At 46.2% G+C, this 13,550-nt stretch carries 12 protein-coding genes; 7 read left to right on the top strand and 5 right to left on the bottom strand.

Annotated features, from left to right (window positions below):
• The first annotated feature begins 356 nt into the window (after positions 1–356).
• From H6F74_RS08630 to H6F74_RS08610, 5 genes are all read left to right on the top strand, one after another.
• A complete protein-coding gene (locus H6F74_RS08630) occupies positions 357–926 on the top strand; it encodes a DUF3727 domain-containing protein (RefSeq protein ID WP_190421305.1) in 570 nt (189 codons plus the stop codon).
• 121 nt (positions 927–1,047) lie between these two features.
• The gene (gene mltG, locus H6F74_RS08625; RefSeq protein ID WP_190439155.1) at positions 1,048–2,136 is read left to right on the top strand and encodes an endolytic transglycosylase MltG; all 1,089 of its coding nucleotides are present in this window, start codon (positions 1,048–1,050) and stop codon (positions 2,134–2,136) included.
• Positions 2,137–2,302: 166 nt separating this feature from the next.
• Positions 2,303–2,851 carry a YqeG family HAD IIIA-type phosphatase gene (locus H6F74_RS08620; protein WP_190439266.1) on the top strand — a complete coding sequence of 183 codons (549 nt, stop codon included), beginning with the start codon at positions 2,303–2,305 and terminating at the stop codon, positions 2,849–2,851.
• A 287-nt stretch (positions 2,852–3,138) separates the two neighbouring features.
• On the top strand, positions 3,139–4,248 hold the full coding sequence (gene proB, locus H6F74_RS08615; protein ID WP_190439262.1) for a glutamate 5-kinase: 1,110 nt from the start codon (positions 3,139–3,141) through the stop codon (positions 4,246–4,248).
• 150 nt (positions 4,249–4,398) lie between these two features.
• Complete coding sequence (locus H6F74_RS08610) at positions 4,399–5,664, top strand: IS701 family transposase (protein ID WP_190439153.1); 1,266 nt, start codon at positions 4,399–4,401, stop codon at positions 5,662–5,664.
• 205 nt (positions 5,665–5,869) lie between these two features.
• Here the strand turns inward: H6F74_RS08610 and H6F74_RS08605 are convergent, their stop codons facing one another.
• Positions 5,870–6,991: a helix-turn-helix domain-containing protein gene (locus H6F74_RS08605; protein ID WP_190439149.1), complete on the bottom strand. Its 1,122-nt coding sequence runs from the start codon at positions 6,989–6,991 to the stop codon at positions 5,870–5,872.
• Positions 6,992–7,378: 387 nt separating this feature from the next.
• A complete protein-coding gene (locus tag H6F74_RS08600; protein ID WP_190439147.1) occupies positions 7,379–7,558 on the bottom strand; it encodes a hypothetical protein in 180 nt (59 codons plus the stop codon).
• Between the two features lie 84 nt (positions 7,559–7,642).
• Between H6F74_RS08600 and H6F74_RS08595 the strand changes: the two genes are divergently transcribed.
• Positions 7,643–7,831: a hypothetical protein gene (locus H6F74_RS08595; protein ID WP_190439144.1), complete on the top strand. Its 189-nt coding sequence runs from the start codon at positions 7,643–7,645 to the stop codon at positions 7,829–7,831.
• Between the two features lie 131 nt (positions 7,832–7,962).
• Here the strand turns inward: H6F74_RS08595 and H6F74_RS08590 are convergent, their stop codons facing one another.
• Both H6F74_RS08590 and H6F74_RS08585 read right to left on the bottom strand, forming a co-directional pair.
• Positions 7,963–8,460, bottom strand: coding sequence for an S-layer homology domain-containing protein (locus tag H6F74_RS08590; protein ID WP_190439141.1), 498 nt, complete (start codon positions 8,458–8,460; stop codon positions 7,963–7,965).
• Between the two features lie 254 nt (positions 8,461–8,714).
• Positions 8,715–9,218, bottom strand: a complete 504-nt coding sequence (locus tag H6F74_RS08585; RefSeq protein WP_190439138.1) for an S-layer homology domain-containing protein — start codon at positions 9,216–9,218, stop codon at positions 8,715–8,717.
• Between the two features lie 455 nt (positions 9,219–9,673).
• On the opposite strand from H6F74_RS08585, the gene H6F74_RS08580 reads away from it, so the two are divergent.
• Complete coding sequence (locus tag H6F74_RS08580) at positions 9,674–10,648, top strand: DUF2382 domain-containing protein (protein WP_190439135.1); 975 nt, start codon at positions 9,674–9,676, stop codon at positions 10,646–10,648.
• A 145-nt stretch (positions 10,649–10,793) separates the two neighbouring features.
• On the opposite strand, the gene H6F74_RS08575 is transcribed toward H6F74_RS08580, so the two are convergent.
• The gene (locus H6F74_RS08575; protein ID WP_190439133.1) at positions 10,794–13,430 is read right to left on the bottom strand and encodes a DUF3536 domain-containing protein; all 2,637 of its coding nucleotides are present in this window, start codon (positions 13,428–13,430) and stop codon (positions 10,794–10,796) included.
• Between the last annotated feature and the right edge of the window lie 120 nt (positions 13,431–13,550).

Below are 13,550 nucleotides of genomic sequence, written 5' to 3'. Positions count from 1 at the left end.
TCCTAACTTCCCTGCCTCTGGGACGTGGCAAGATTGGATGGGTGACACCCAGGTCGAAGCCAGTGAAGATGGCTTGAGCATCGACCTGCCAGAGTACGCAGCGAAGGTGTTAGTCATTTAAATCTCTAAGAGGGATTTAGATCCCTGTCCTGCTTAATTTCTACACCCATTTACAGATACGTCTATTCACATAATAAAATTGGACAGGTTAATCAGCGAGTATTTAGTAGCTTCTAACTTTTGGTTACTAACGTCGTGATATCCTGATTTTTGCAAGCTGCTTCCTCAATGTGTAAAAACTTTGGGGAGTGCAGTTTCAAAGTCCACAATCCAGAGTCGATAGCAGCATATCTGCAATGTTCTCATCCCAACCCCCTGACGAGAATGGATCTTCAGTGCCAGCCGTCTCGCTGACCGATGAATCCGGGCGATCGCTTAGTTGTTACATTGAACATTCCATAGAGGTAGAAGGTGAAGAATACGTCATCCTCCTGCCGATAGATTCACCTGTAGAAATTGTTGCCTGGGACGAGGACAAGGAGGAAGAAGAAGCCACCTTGGTCGAAGACGAAGCCGAAATTGACGAAATCTTTTCTACGGCTCAAGCAGTCTTGGCAGAAAGAAATCTGGACTTAAAGCGGACAGCATTTGCCCTGACTGTAGCCGGGGAATTGCCTGCTGTTGATGAGGACGAAATCCTCACATTGGAAATTGAGGATGAAGATACTCAGTTGGAACCAGAGGAATTTCAGAAACTCGCCAGCTTCTACCACAAGGAACAAGAGTATACAATTTACACTCCTTTAGATCCGTTGTTGTTGTTTGCTCGCATTAACGAAGCGGGTGAACCAGAGTTACTTTCTCCAGAGGAATTTAAAAAAGTGCAACCGATACTAGAAGATCAACTGTTTGATGACATGGAATAAACACCCAAAGTGATGAGTTATGAGTAATGAGTGAGGAGTTAAATTAGAATTTTAAAATTCAAAACTCAACACTCAAAATTCATAACTTTTCTTCACACAGGTGTTGTTACCCGCAATCAAAATGAAAGCAATCCAACGCATCTCCAAATGGACGTTTCTCGCCCTCATACCTGTAATACTGGGAGTCGGTACATGGCAGGGCTGGGCATGGTGGAGTTGGGCGAGTGCGCCTCCTGTGACTCAAACTCAATCACCTTCCTCTGCTGAACAAAAAGACGCATTGCTGCAAATCCGCATACCACAAGGAACTTCGAGCCAGCAAATAGGCAAGGATTTAGAAGCAGCAGGTTTGATTCGCTCGGCTGAAGCTTGGGATCTCTGGGCCTATTGGTTGCGATGGCAAAAGCGACCAGGTGGGTTTCAAGCCGGGACTTACCAACTCTCACCTAGTGAGCCGCTATCTGCGATCGCTGATAAAATTTGGACTGGCGAAGTGGTACAGCGAAGTTTCACCATCCCGGAAGGATGGTCGCTAAATCAAATGGCTGCATACTTTGAATCACAAGGATTTTTCAAAAGCGAAGATTTCTTAGCAGCCGTTACTCAGATTCCTCTAAACCAATATCCCTGGCTTCCAAATAAGGTGCCTCATCTGGAAGGTTTTTTGTACCCAGATACCTACAAGCTAAATGGCGATCGCGTCACTCCAGAGGCAATTATCAAACAAATGCTCGATCGGTTTGAGTCTGTCGCACTCCCCCTCTATCAACAAGGCGAACAGAAACCAGCGCTAACCCTTCTTGAGTGGGTGACATTGGCAAGCATCGTCGAAAAAGAAGCGGTAATTCCTACGGAACGCCGTCTGATTGCTGGTGTCTTCACTCGACGCCTCAAAGAGGGAATGAGACTTGAAACCGACCCCACTGTTGAGTACGGATTGGGGATTCGGCAAACTGCGGATCAGCCACTGACTTTTGCTCAAGTAAAAACTGCCTCTCCTTACAATACTTACCTCAACCCAGGATTACCTCCTACTCCCATCGCTAGCCCTGGCTTAGCTAGTCTGAAAGCGGCTCTGAATCCGGAAAAAACAGATTACGTATTTTTTGTGGCTCGTTACGATGGCACTCACGTTTTTAGTCGAACAGTACAAGAACACGAAGCCGCGAAAAATGCCATTCGCAGACAACGACAACAACAAAATCAATAGTCATTGGGTACTGGCTATAAGCTAATCGCTAATATCAAGAATAATCAGCTTTTAGCGATTAGCCACTGACAAAAATCTAACAACTCACCCATACCTCTATAAGTCTAAATTTCCTGGATTGTTCGTGGAGTCTGAAGAGTTCCCAGTCCCCAGCCCCCATACTTTTATGTCCTTGATAGCACCGTTACAACCTGACTTAATTTTGGGTAAACCAATTTTGAGTCTCACGCCGGAAATCCTCCATCAATATCATCTCAAAGGTTTAGTGTTGGATGTCGATGAAACCCTTGTACCACTCTCGGTAGCGCAAGCCTCTGAAGAACTCGTGCAGTGGGTGGAACAAATTAGAAATGTGGCAACGTTGTGGCTGGTGAGTAATAACCTCAGCGAAAGCCGGATTAGCGGCATCGCCAAGTCGTTAAACTTGCCCTATATTACCAGTGCAGCCAAACCTTCTCGACGCAAGTTGAGGCAAGCTGTCACTGCCATGAACCTGCCAGTTGAACAGGTGGCGATGGTAGGCGATCGCTTATTCACAGATGTCCTAGCAGGTAACAGACTAGGTATGTTTACTATTCTCGTCGAGCCGATGGTTGACCCCTCAGTTGCCGCGAAATACTACCCAGTCCGCACCGTTGAAGTCTGGATATCTCAAGCTTTGGGCGTTTCTCTCCACGCAAAGCAACAAAACTTTAAAAACCCTGACAAATCATGAGAAAGGGAAATATAAAAAAATAATTACGAAATCCATTATTGTCAAATTTTCCTGAGATTATAAGTATGGTTCAAGTGGGGTCAGCCGATATAAAGACCCTAAAAATAAATCCCCGTAAATACCTGCGTAAAACGCCAGTTCCCCCTGTAAGAGGAACTGGCGTTTTACAATTTTGGATAGGGAATTGGGAATTGGGGATAGGGAATTGGGAATTGCAAGGAATCTTACCCAGTCCCCAGCCCCTAGTCCCCAGTCCCCAGTCCCCAGCCCCTAGTCCCCAGCCCCCAGTGTCTCAAACCGTTGTTGTAAAAATTGGTACTTCCAGCTTGACATCGCCAGAAACAGGTAATCTGGCACTTTCCACAATAGCCTCCTTAGTAGAAAGCCTCACGGAGTTGCGGCGGCAAGGTCATAACGTAGTGCTGGTATCTTCCGGTGCCGTGGGAGTTGGTTGCGCTAGATTGGGACTACGCGATCGCCCGCGGACGCTGGCACTAAAACAAGCTGTAGCAGCGGTAGGTCAGGGACGGCTGATGCGCGTTTACGATGATTTATTTACCACATTGCAACAACCTATTGCCCAAGTTCTCCTCACCCGCAGTACCTTTAGAGAACGCACGGCGTATATTAACGCCTCCAACACCTTTCGGGAACTGCTGCGGCTGGGCGTGATTCCCGTGGTGAACGAGAATGACACCGTAGCAGTAGATGAACTGAAATTTGGGGATAACGATACCCTCTCAGCCTTAGTAGCCAGCTTGATAGAAGCAGATTGGCTGTTTTTAATGACCGATGTAGATCGACTTTACTCTGCCGATCCGCGCCAAGTCCCCGACGCGCAGCCGATAACTCTGGTGAACCACATTGATGAGTTAGAAGAATTACAAGTGCAAACAGGCGATCGCGGTTCTGCGTGGGGTACTGGTGGCATGGTTACAAAAATTACTGCTGCCCGCATTGCCACCAGCGCAGGCGTGCGGACAGTAATTACAGAAGGACGATTTCCCGGTAACATCCAGAAAATTTTGCAGGGGGAACCCATCGGCACCCAGTTTGAACCCCGCGACACAGCGGGAAATGCCCGGAAGCGCTGGATAGCTCATGGTTTGATTCCCTCTGGCAAACTGATGCTAGATGAGGGAGCGATCGCGGCAATTTCTCAAGCCGGAAAATCCCTCTTAGCTGCTGGCATTACCGCAGTTGAAGGAGACTTCCAGGCATCTGATGCCGTAAAGCTGTGTGACCAACAAGGGCGGGAAATCGCCAGGGGGCTTGTGAACTACAGCAGTGACGAGCTACAGCTGGTTCGCGGACACCGCTCAGAAGAAATTCCCACCATCTTAGGCTACACCGGAGCCGAAACCGTCATTCATCGAGATAATCTCGTCATTAGTTAGTAGTTAATGGCTAATGGGTGAGATACGTCTGTAAGGACATGGCATTGCCATGTCCTTACAGACGTGGGCTAACGGGACTTAGGCAAAAAAGAAGAGATAAAAAGGTTATAATGCTTGTTTAGAATAGGTTTCACATCAATATAACCTCCCATGAAAGAGACAACTCCGGCAGCCATGCCGCCGTGCTTTGACAAATGGTGTCAAAGGTTTGATGATGTGTTTACTCATCAAGCCCAAAAAAGAGAATTTAGGCACTATTTGGGAAGATTATTGGGAGAAAGTGAGAGAAAAAACCTATCTCAGATGGCAGAGAATGCTGTAGGGGTGGCTTACCATCGTTTACACCACTTTTTAACCGAGTCAACCTGGTCAGCGACAAAAGTCAATGAAAGACGTTTGCAGGTAATGAACAAGTGTAGTCAGACTAGAATCAGCAGAGGCTTTAGTCTCATAGTTGATGATTCGGGTCATAGAAAAAGTGGTAATTTTACTTCCGGGGTAGGACGACAGTATATCGGAGAAATCGGCAAAACAGATAATGGGGTAGTAGTGGTAACAACTCATCTATATGATGGAAGAAAAAGCTTGCCCTTAGATATAGAGCTATATCAGCACGCAAATTCTTTGTCACAAGGGAAACAAGACCCAGAATTTAAGAAAAAAACCGAGTTAGCTCTAAAGTTAATAGACCAGACGCTCAAAAGAGGGTATCGACCAGGAATAGTGATAGTGGATGCTGGCTATGGCAACAATACAGGCTTTCTAATGGAACTAGAAAAGCGAAGATTAAAGTATTTAGGAGGATTAGCTAAAAATCGCAAAGTAACTATTAGTAAAGAATCTAATAGCCAACAAACAATTAGACTGGATGAGTTAGCCCAAAGTTTGCCGCTGGCGAGTTTCAGAGAAATTCAACTAGATTTAGATAAACCCAGAGCTGTATGGGTAGCAACTCTAGAAGTAGAGATAGAGCGTTTGTCAGGAAAGCGAAATATAGCTATCGTCATGAATGCTTCGACTTTCGCACAAGCAACTGATATCGACTATTTTATGACCAATGCCGACTCATCAATTGTCAACCCAGAATGGATAGTTAGCACCTATTCTCAAAGAAATTGGGTAGAAGTTTTCTACCGAGAAGCCAAGGGATGGTTAGGGTTAAAAGAATATCAAGTCCGAGATAAAAGGAGCCTAATGCGGCATTTTATCTTGGTTTTTTGTGCCTATACTTTTATTCTTTGGCATCAGCTAACTGGGGGCTTGAGACGCAGGTGGGCAACCAAACCTTTGCATAGCTTTACTGAAGCTTTAGAAGCCTTTAGAACAGCTATGTCTTTTCGATTTTTCGATTGGCTAACCGTTCATCGTGACGTATTTGCTTCTTATAAAGCCAGTTTGGGCTTTATTTGGGCTTAGTTTTTGTCTAAGTCCCAATATGGAGTTAGAACCGCGATATATTCCACCCAACTGAGAAACGGTCTAGGAGCCATTAGCTAATAAGTAGGTGGGATTAAATTATTCGTAGGATGGATTAGCGATAGCGTAACCCATGCAGAGGATGGGTTTCCGGCCTCAACCCAACCTCCAAACATCTTCAATTTAATCGCATCCGCCTACTTAACTAATTACTACTAATTGCTTCCGGCGGCGCAATATCGTTTCCAACTGCCACCCCCTTTTTACCCAACTTTAAGCCTGGTTTAGCAGGTTTCGCAATTTGCTGAGACTCTGAAACAGAAGGATTCGAGGGAACATCTGGCAGAGGCTCAACTGTTGCTGAGGACTGTGACTGATTCGATGTCACAGCGAGTCCTCCCACTGCCCCAGCCACAAGAGCCGCATAGCCGACGTATAAATGTAGCGTGCTAAGCTGAAATACCGATGCTGATGCGGGTCGATACCAAGATGGCACCACAGTTTTTACAGGATCGGGTGCAGGTAAAGAAGCAGCCATTGCTGCCCCATCCAACCCCAACGCCTCTCCCATCCGGCGAATAAAGCCTCTGACATAGATATCTTCCGGCAATTGATCCAAACGACCAATTTCCAAAGCCTGAATGTGGTGGGGCGGCACCAATGTTAAATTATGAAGTTGTCGCATAGTCAGTGACTGAGCATGACGCGCCTGCCGTAGTTCCTGACCAATTTGCCGCAGACGCTCCTCCCGCTCTTGAGCCGCCATTTGCGCTGCCAGTTGAGCCTTTGAGAGTTTTTTAGTTGGTTTGGGAAAAATCGGATCTATACTGCTGCTACTAAGGGGTGGTAGAGCTTCTTCGGAATTGGCAGGTGAGTTATTCGATTTGTTGTTGATTGTTGGTTGTTGGTTGTCCGTGGGCGTTGTCAGGTTGTCAGGTTGGAAGGTTGTCAGGTTGTTAGAATCTAACAACGTTTCCACTGGACAACTTGACAACTCTTCTGTAACGGCTGACGACGGACTACTAAGCTGCTGTTCTTGTTGATTGTTGCTGATTTCTGTTGGTGCGACGGGAACGACTTTGTAAGTCTTGGCAAACTGCTGGAACGCTAGTCGGATAGCTTCTCGCCCCACTGCCTTAACCATAATTTGGGCATTCCCCGCAGCTTCTCCCAGGATCGTCTGTAACCCAGCCAAAGAACGGTTATAGACTTCGCTGCTATAAAGTTCAGCTTCTATTCGGCTGAGGATAGACCGCAACACTTCTTGGGAAATTTCAATGGTGGGGCTTTCGGTAATACCGATACCATATGCCGATTGTAATGCCATGACTTTATCTTGTCGAACGCGATCGTTGTAGAACAAAACTTAACGCGATCGCCCAGGCATGATCTTTTCAAGGGAGTGCTTTGGCTACTCCCCGCGCCTATTATCAGTGATTTACTTACCGATAACTGACGGTGACACAAGCTGCTTGGACTATCTGAGTAATCTCTTCGGCAAGTTGGCACTGGTTCCGGATCAGTCAATAGTCAATTTTCTCTGGCTATGGGGAGCTTGCCAGTTTTCAGCTTTTATGTATTAATGTGGCTAATCGTTGCCTGATTCAGCACCCAGAATTAAGGAGCCAGAACTTATCATCAGCTTGGCTCCTAACTCTTTATAAAGACGTACTTTCTATAGCTGACTCCTGACAACTTAATGCAATATAGATATTTAGCGAGGATATCGCTTTCCTGGCTCGTAATCTTTCGCCAAGCAGCGTTCGAGTAAGTGAATGCTATAAAGGTACAAGAAGCGACGGGGATTAAGTACCAGTTTGGTTTTGGAACTGAAGATTGGCTGGTTGAGAAACTGCCAGAGGGGGAACTTAATCTTGTTGTATCGTGGAGCCATAGTTAGAGAATTCCAGATAGCAGTAATAAGGATTGCTGTCACCACGCATCTATCTTAGGTGATATTTGGTGGATTAATATAACTTTGCCAGAAACTACTACACTATTTCTTGGGTTAGATTACGGAATCTGGAAGAAGCATTTTGCCAAAGCCTGTATTTTCACGGATGCGATCGCCTATCCCCAAGCGATCGCCCACCGCCATCAGCTATTTTCAGCCAAGCTATCACACGCGAGTCAGATAATTTTAGGTAACTATACTCATCAAAATTAGTTTATTTTTCTCCTACTAAAGTTAAAAAACGTTGTAAGTAAAATAATATTAACTTTATATATAAATTTTGAAATATCAGCTAGGCAACGACATTAGTAAGGTGGGCATTACCCACCTTACTGCTTTTCAAGTTATTGTGCAGTTTGGGTAGCTTGGTTACTACTAGGAGTGCGAACAATATACTTAGAAGCTTCTACATTGCCAGCAAGAGGTTGTATCTTTCCCTGACGAACCAAGGTTTGATGAATAATAGCAGCAATCTCCCCACGGGTAGCAGGTTGATTAGGATTGATAACCCTTGGATCGGGATAGTTAACCACAATATTTGCTTTTGTGGCTTCGGCTACACCATTAATAGCGTAGTAAGGAATCTGCTCTGCGTCTGCATAATATTCGCTAATAATCACTGATGCAGGGCGGTTAAGAAACACACCTTGACCCGCAGCTACGGTTGATGAGGCACCGCTAGCCTGGGTAGCCTGGTTATTCGCCACCGCGGGGACGGCGCTGCTAGCCGGGGTAGTTTCGTTATTCGCCACCGCGGGGACGGCGCTGCTATCCGGGGCAGCCTGAGCCTTCTGTTGGTTCATAAACACTGGGTACATCAAGGAAGTCATTGCCAAGGGCATAAATAAACGCTTCTTGGCTGCTCGACGTCTGACTGCGGGACTTCTGGTTGCTTGAGTGGAAGTTGCTGGAGTAGTTGCCTGAGTGGAAGTTGCTGGAGTAGTTCCTTGAGCGGGAGTTGTTGAAGTTGTAAGTAGATGGATCTAATTATTTGTAGGATGGGTAGAGCGTAAGCGAAACCCATCAAACCCATGTCCATGTTGGGTTGCATGCCTCAACCCAACCTACATCAGATGTTTAGTTTAATTATGTCTATCTACTTAGATGCGGTGGGAGGGCTAGAAGAACCATCCAGAACCTCCGCTAAGGAAACTATTGCCTGAACCTTGGAAACTTCTTCTTTTGGACGAAAGAAACCACCAGGATAGCCAGTCATAAACCCAGTTTGATAGGCTTCCTCAATTGCCGGAGCTGTCCAGTAGCCTACAGGAACATCTTTATATATGCTTCCACTTGGTATTTGTGCTACCTGGTTTTGATTAAAAGCTTGACGAATTATTGCAGCAAATTCATCGCGAGCGAGTGTTTTATTTGGTCTATATGTTCCATTAAGGTATCCAGTAAGAATGTTTTTTTCAGCTAGCGCTTTAATAAAGGGACTCGCCCAGTGATCTTGAATGTCAGGAAAGCTAGTTGCTGATTCTGGAGCCGCAATTACTTTTTGTGAATCCGAAGTTACCAAGGGGAGAATTGTACCCACGGCTACTCCGAAGGTGAGCAAAGCTACACTTGCTGATGACCAACGAGAGAAGTTAGACATTTACAAATACCTCCAATATTTTTTTTCTATAAAATTAAGTCTACCTGTCGAATGATTTTAATTTTCCCCCTAACGATGGAAAATGTATGTCTATAGGCAGATTAGAAAAGTAGAAAAAATCAACTAAATTGCTCATTTTTTTACTCTCTTAATAGCGCAGCTAATTTAAGTTTTCTCAGTTCTATCGGGTAGCTGGTTAAAAAACCACCTTAAGAGGGATGATGAAACAAGCATTTTATCAACTTAAAGATTTTTAGGTATTAAATGTATTAGGAATTAATAAAATTTTGATAGTAAATAACTGCTTAATCAGACATAGAAGTATTTTGAACTTCGACATCTGCTGTAAGTATTATGTATGCAAATTGATTAAGTAAGCCCGTAGTCGGATGAAGCGATCGCAGATAATTTTAAGCTAGGTAGTAAGTGAATAAAAAAAAGGAGAAAAATAAATTATGGTTCTTTACAAGCTCGAAGACTTTGATACAAACTATCAGGACACTTTTGGCGGTGATGACATCAAGGGGTTTGATGTTTATTCATCCATAGATGATGACAAGATTGGTAGTGTCAAAAACATCATGGTGGATGAAGAAGGGAATTTTCGATATCTGGTTGTAGATACAGGCTTCTGGGTTTTTGGCAAGAAAGTATTGCTACCAGTTGGCCGTTCTCGGATCGACTATGACGATCGCCGTGTCTATGCTGTAGGACTGACGAAAGAGCAAGCAGAGGCTTTACCTGAGTTCGGCGATGACCTGAAGGTTGATTACGATTATGAAGAGCAGGTGAGAGGAGTTTATCGCGGATCATCTGTAGAAACGTCTGTGGAAACAACGGCACCGATAAACACAACAACTCCTTTGGATGCTTCGGCTGCAATGGGCGCACCACCGATAGCTCCTATGCCCTATGCGGCTCCGATGACAGGCAATATCCCTGCTACGCCTACCACTGCTGCTTACGATCGCGACAGCTACAAGTATCAGCAAGATGCACATTTGTACAATATGAATGAGCAGGATCATCAAACTCTCAAACTGTACGAAGAGCGGCTGGTTGCAAATAAAAAGCGCGTTAAGACCGCAGAAGTAGCGGTTGGTAAGCACGTTGAAACCGAAACTGCAAGAGTTTCCGTACCCATTGAGAAAGAGCGAGTAGTTGTTGAGCGCATGACTCCAGCAGACGCTGGAAGAGTAGTTGCTCCTGGCGAGGCTACTTTCCGTCAAGGCGAAGTCGCACACATGGAAATTTACGAAGAGACTCCTGACATTCACAAGGAAGCCTTTGTGCGTGAGGAAGTCAGAATCCACAAAGAAGTCGAACACGACACTGTTACTGCTGAAGAACAGCTGCGCCGTGAAGAGTTAGATGTAGATTCCGGAAGTCTTCCGATAGATGATACAAACGTCAGACGCGATCGCATCTAATTGCTTTTAGTTAGTGCAGGGGTGGTAAACACCTCTCCCCAACCCCTCTCCTTTTAGGAGAGGGGCTTTTAATTATCCACAAAATCACTAATTAAAAAGTAGAGACGTTAAATTTAACGTCTCTACTTTTTACATGAAAACCTTTTTACAACCAGGCGCTGACATCAACAGCTAACTTTTGACCCAACCGTAGCAACTGATGTAGGTGCGACGAATCTGAGTTAGTTTCTGATGACAACTGAGGCACAATTTGATTGTATAGACAGTTGAAGTATAGCTCCTGCGCTCGGAACATAGATAAGCCCAAGTTGAGTTTATTGGCAACTTCAATCGTGCGCTCTAAACGTTGGACATCTGCTGACAGAGTAGCTGGGTTAGAGTCGTGCAAGATTTGCCAGAGCGATCGCAATATCAACTGCTCTAGAGTTGGCTTTGCATCTGGTATATTCAGACGACAGTGTAGATGATTGGCTTCGGTAGCGATTGCTTCTAGTTCTGCTAGGTAACTCAAACTTTGTTGGGGATCGCCGTTTTCTTGCTCCAGCGCCTGGAGTGCGATCACGGCGCGGTTAGAAATCGCCACTTCTGCCGCTACCTGCAACTCTTGCGGTACAGGCAACCCGTCGCGATGGAACGCCATCAGAACACCATAATTATCTCGGTAAACCTGTGTATATAACTGATCCAGCCGAGTCAGAGTGTTGTGACTTAACAGCCGCATAATCCGGTGACGCTCCTCTGGAAACAACTTCTGCAAGTTGAACGAGTGACCGTTAAACAATTGACTCATGGCCAGAATAGCGTGAGCCGCACTAGCTTCTTGCAGCGATGTAAACAGCTTCTCTTTGAGATGGCTGTAAGTGCGACGACCTGCAAATGGTTGAATGCAGCAGTGGAAATCCCAACCGCCCAGATGGAGAACTGCAAAGACTAAATGAGTGCTTTCCCAGGTAATCTCTGAAACCAGCCGCAGCTGTCCCACAGCCAGAGTCAGCGATCCCATGCGTTGCAATTGGTAATCTAACTGATGGGCATCGTAGCAGTAAATCCGCTGTTGCGCGGGATAAGTCGTAAACAGAGAACTGATGGCATAGTGCGCCGCCACTTGCTCCATAGTAATCTGGGCAGTTACGACTAGCTGACGGTAGACTTCGGCACCGTGCTTGAACAATTCAACATTACTAGCAGCTTGGGAGAGGCGCTTGATAAATGGTTTTTCTAGCTGGATACCAGAGACATCTCCCGCCAGTTCCAATGCACGCGAAGCGTAGCGGAGAATCTGCGTTCCTTCGGGTCGAGAAAGTTCTTCAAAAAACCAACCGCAACTGGTGTACATTAACAAGCTGTGACGCTGCATTTCCAACAGGCGCAGGGCATCTACCTGTTCGGCGGCGGTAAGTTTGCGCGAACGGTGGCGGGTGAGGAATTTTTCGACATTGGCAGGTGAGCGATCGCGTATTACTTGGATATATTCATCCCGCGCTTGCCAGGGATCGCGGAAAACGTGCTTTCCATGCTCCTCATAAACTTTAGCCAGCTGATCCCGCAGCCAATCGAGAGCAGTCCGCAGGGGACGACGCCATTTTTGGTGCCAAACACCGCCTTCGCCGCCGCAACCGCAGTCATCCTGCCAGCGATTTACCCCGTGAGCGCAACTCCAAGCCGTCACAGGCTTAAGTTCCACCTCCCATTTAGGGGTATTCAAGCTTAGGTAATGGGCATAGTTGGTGACAGTCCAGCCGCGCCGGGGAAGTTCGTGGGTAAAGGCAAAAGCTAAGGTTTTCTCCGTACCGCCTTTGTGGTGTCCAAAGGTTTCGCCATCTGTAGCTACAGAAATTAATTGCGACTGGCGATGGTCGCCGCGCACCGCTGAACCGATGCGTCCAGCAAATGTACCCGCCCAACCGAGTACATCGTTAAATCCCATATCCCGTGATATCGGGCCATCGTAGAAAAAGATATCGATGTAGGGGAGGGATTGGGGATCGGTGGTTGGGGAGGGAAGATGATCCCCCAGTTCCCAGTCCCCGATTCCCAATCCCTTATTCCCTGTCAGGTAACAACGGTAAGGACGGGTGGGATCGATTTGAGAGCCGCCGACTTCCAGCCATTGAGTTACTGGTTGCTCGTCGGTGGGGATCAAGCGACAACGTTCAGCTTGCGAAGGTGCTAAAACAATAAACTTGATCCCCTCAGCGACTAATGCTTCGAGGGTTGCATAGTCTACAGCAGTTTCCGCTAACCACATTCCTTCGGGATCGCGCCCGAAGCGAGAACGGAAATCTTCTTTACCCCAGCGGATTTGAGTCTGTTTGTCTCGCTCGTTGGCGAGGGGCATGATGATGTGATTGTAGACTTGCGCGATCGCATTCCCGTGACCGTTGAGGCGATCGCAGCTTTTGCGATCCGCTTCCACAATCCGCTGATAAACTTCCACGTCGTAGCGTTCCAGCCACGACATCAGCGTTGGGCCAATATTAAAGCTTAAATACTCATAGTTATTAACAATCTCCACGAGTTCGCCGCGCTCATTCAAGACTCTGGCAAAGGCATTCGGGCGATAGCATTCGTGGTGAATCCGTTCGTTCCAGTCGTGGAAAGGAGCCGCACTCGGCTGTCGTTCAATAGCATCTAGATAAGGATTTTCGCGGGGCGGTTGGTAAAAATGACCGTGGACAGTCACATAAACGCCATTAGCAGTTTTCAGGGGATCAGTAGCTTCTAAGGCGACTGTCTCCTGGGCAGCATACATTGAAGCTGGAATATCAGCAGCAGAAGTCATGGGATCGCATCCAATTTGTAAAAAACTATTGAGCAATTATTGGCTCACTAAGATAGACAACCTTAGCTATCGAGGGCTGGCTTTTTCCGTTTAGCTCCCTTTAGCTGTTATTAGCCACCC

Source organism: Trichocoleus sp. FACHB-90 (assembly GCF_014695505.1).
Classification (GTDB): Bacteria; Cyanobacteriota; Cyanobacteriia; order Cyanobacteriales; family FACHB-T130; genus Funiculus; species Funiculus sociatus.
The sequence above is the reverse complement of the archived record's forward strand: the minus strand, read 5'-3'. Positions and strand labels throughout refer to the sequence as shown.

Coding starts and splice junctions, on each gene's coding strand:
- H6F74_RS08600 (WP_190439147.1), bottom strand. CDS start 7,558: ATGGCTCCACGATACAACAAGATTAAGTTCCCCCTCTGGCAGTTTCTC.
- H6F74_RS08590 (WP_190439141.1), bottom strand. CDS start 8,460: ATGCCCTTGGCAATGACTTCCTTGATGTACCCAGTGTTTATGAACCAA.
- H6F74_RS08585 (WP_190439138.1), bottom strand. CDS start 9,218: ATGTCTAACTTCTCTCGTTGGTCATCAGCAAGTGTAGCTTTGCTCACC.
- H6F74_RS08575 (WP_190439133.1), bottom strand. CDS start 13,430: ATGACTTCTGCTGCTGATATTCCAGCTTCAATGTATGCTGCCCAGGAG.
- mltG (WP_190439155.1), top strand. CDS start 1,048: ATGAAAGCAATCCAACGCATCTCCAAATGGACGTTTCTCGCCCTCATA.
- H6F74_RS08605 (WP_190439149.1), bottom strand. CDS start 6,991: ATGGCATTACAATCGGCATATGGTATCGGTATTACCGAAAGCCCCACC.
- H6F74_RS08630 (WP_190421305.1), top strand. CDS start 357: ATGTTCTCATCCCAACCCCCTGACGAGAATGGATCTTCAGTGCCAGCC.
- H6F74_RS08620 (WP_190439266.1), top strand. CDS start 2,303: ATGTCCTTGATAGCACCGTTACAACCTGACTTAATTTTGGGTAAACCA.
- H6F74_RS08610 (WP_190439153.1), top strand. CDS start 4,399: ATGAAAGAGACAACTCCGGCAGCCATGCCGCCGTGCTTTGACAAATGG.
- H6F74_RS08580 (WP_190439135.1), top strand. CDS start 9,674: ATGGTTCTTTACAAGCTCGAAGACTTTGATACAAACTATCAGGACACT.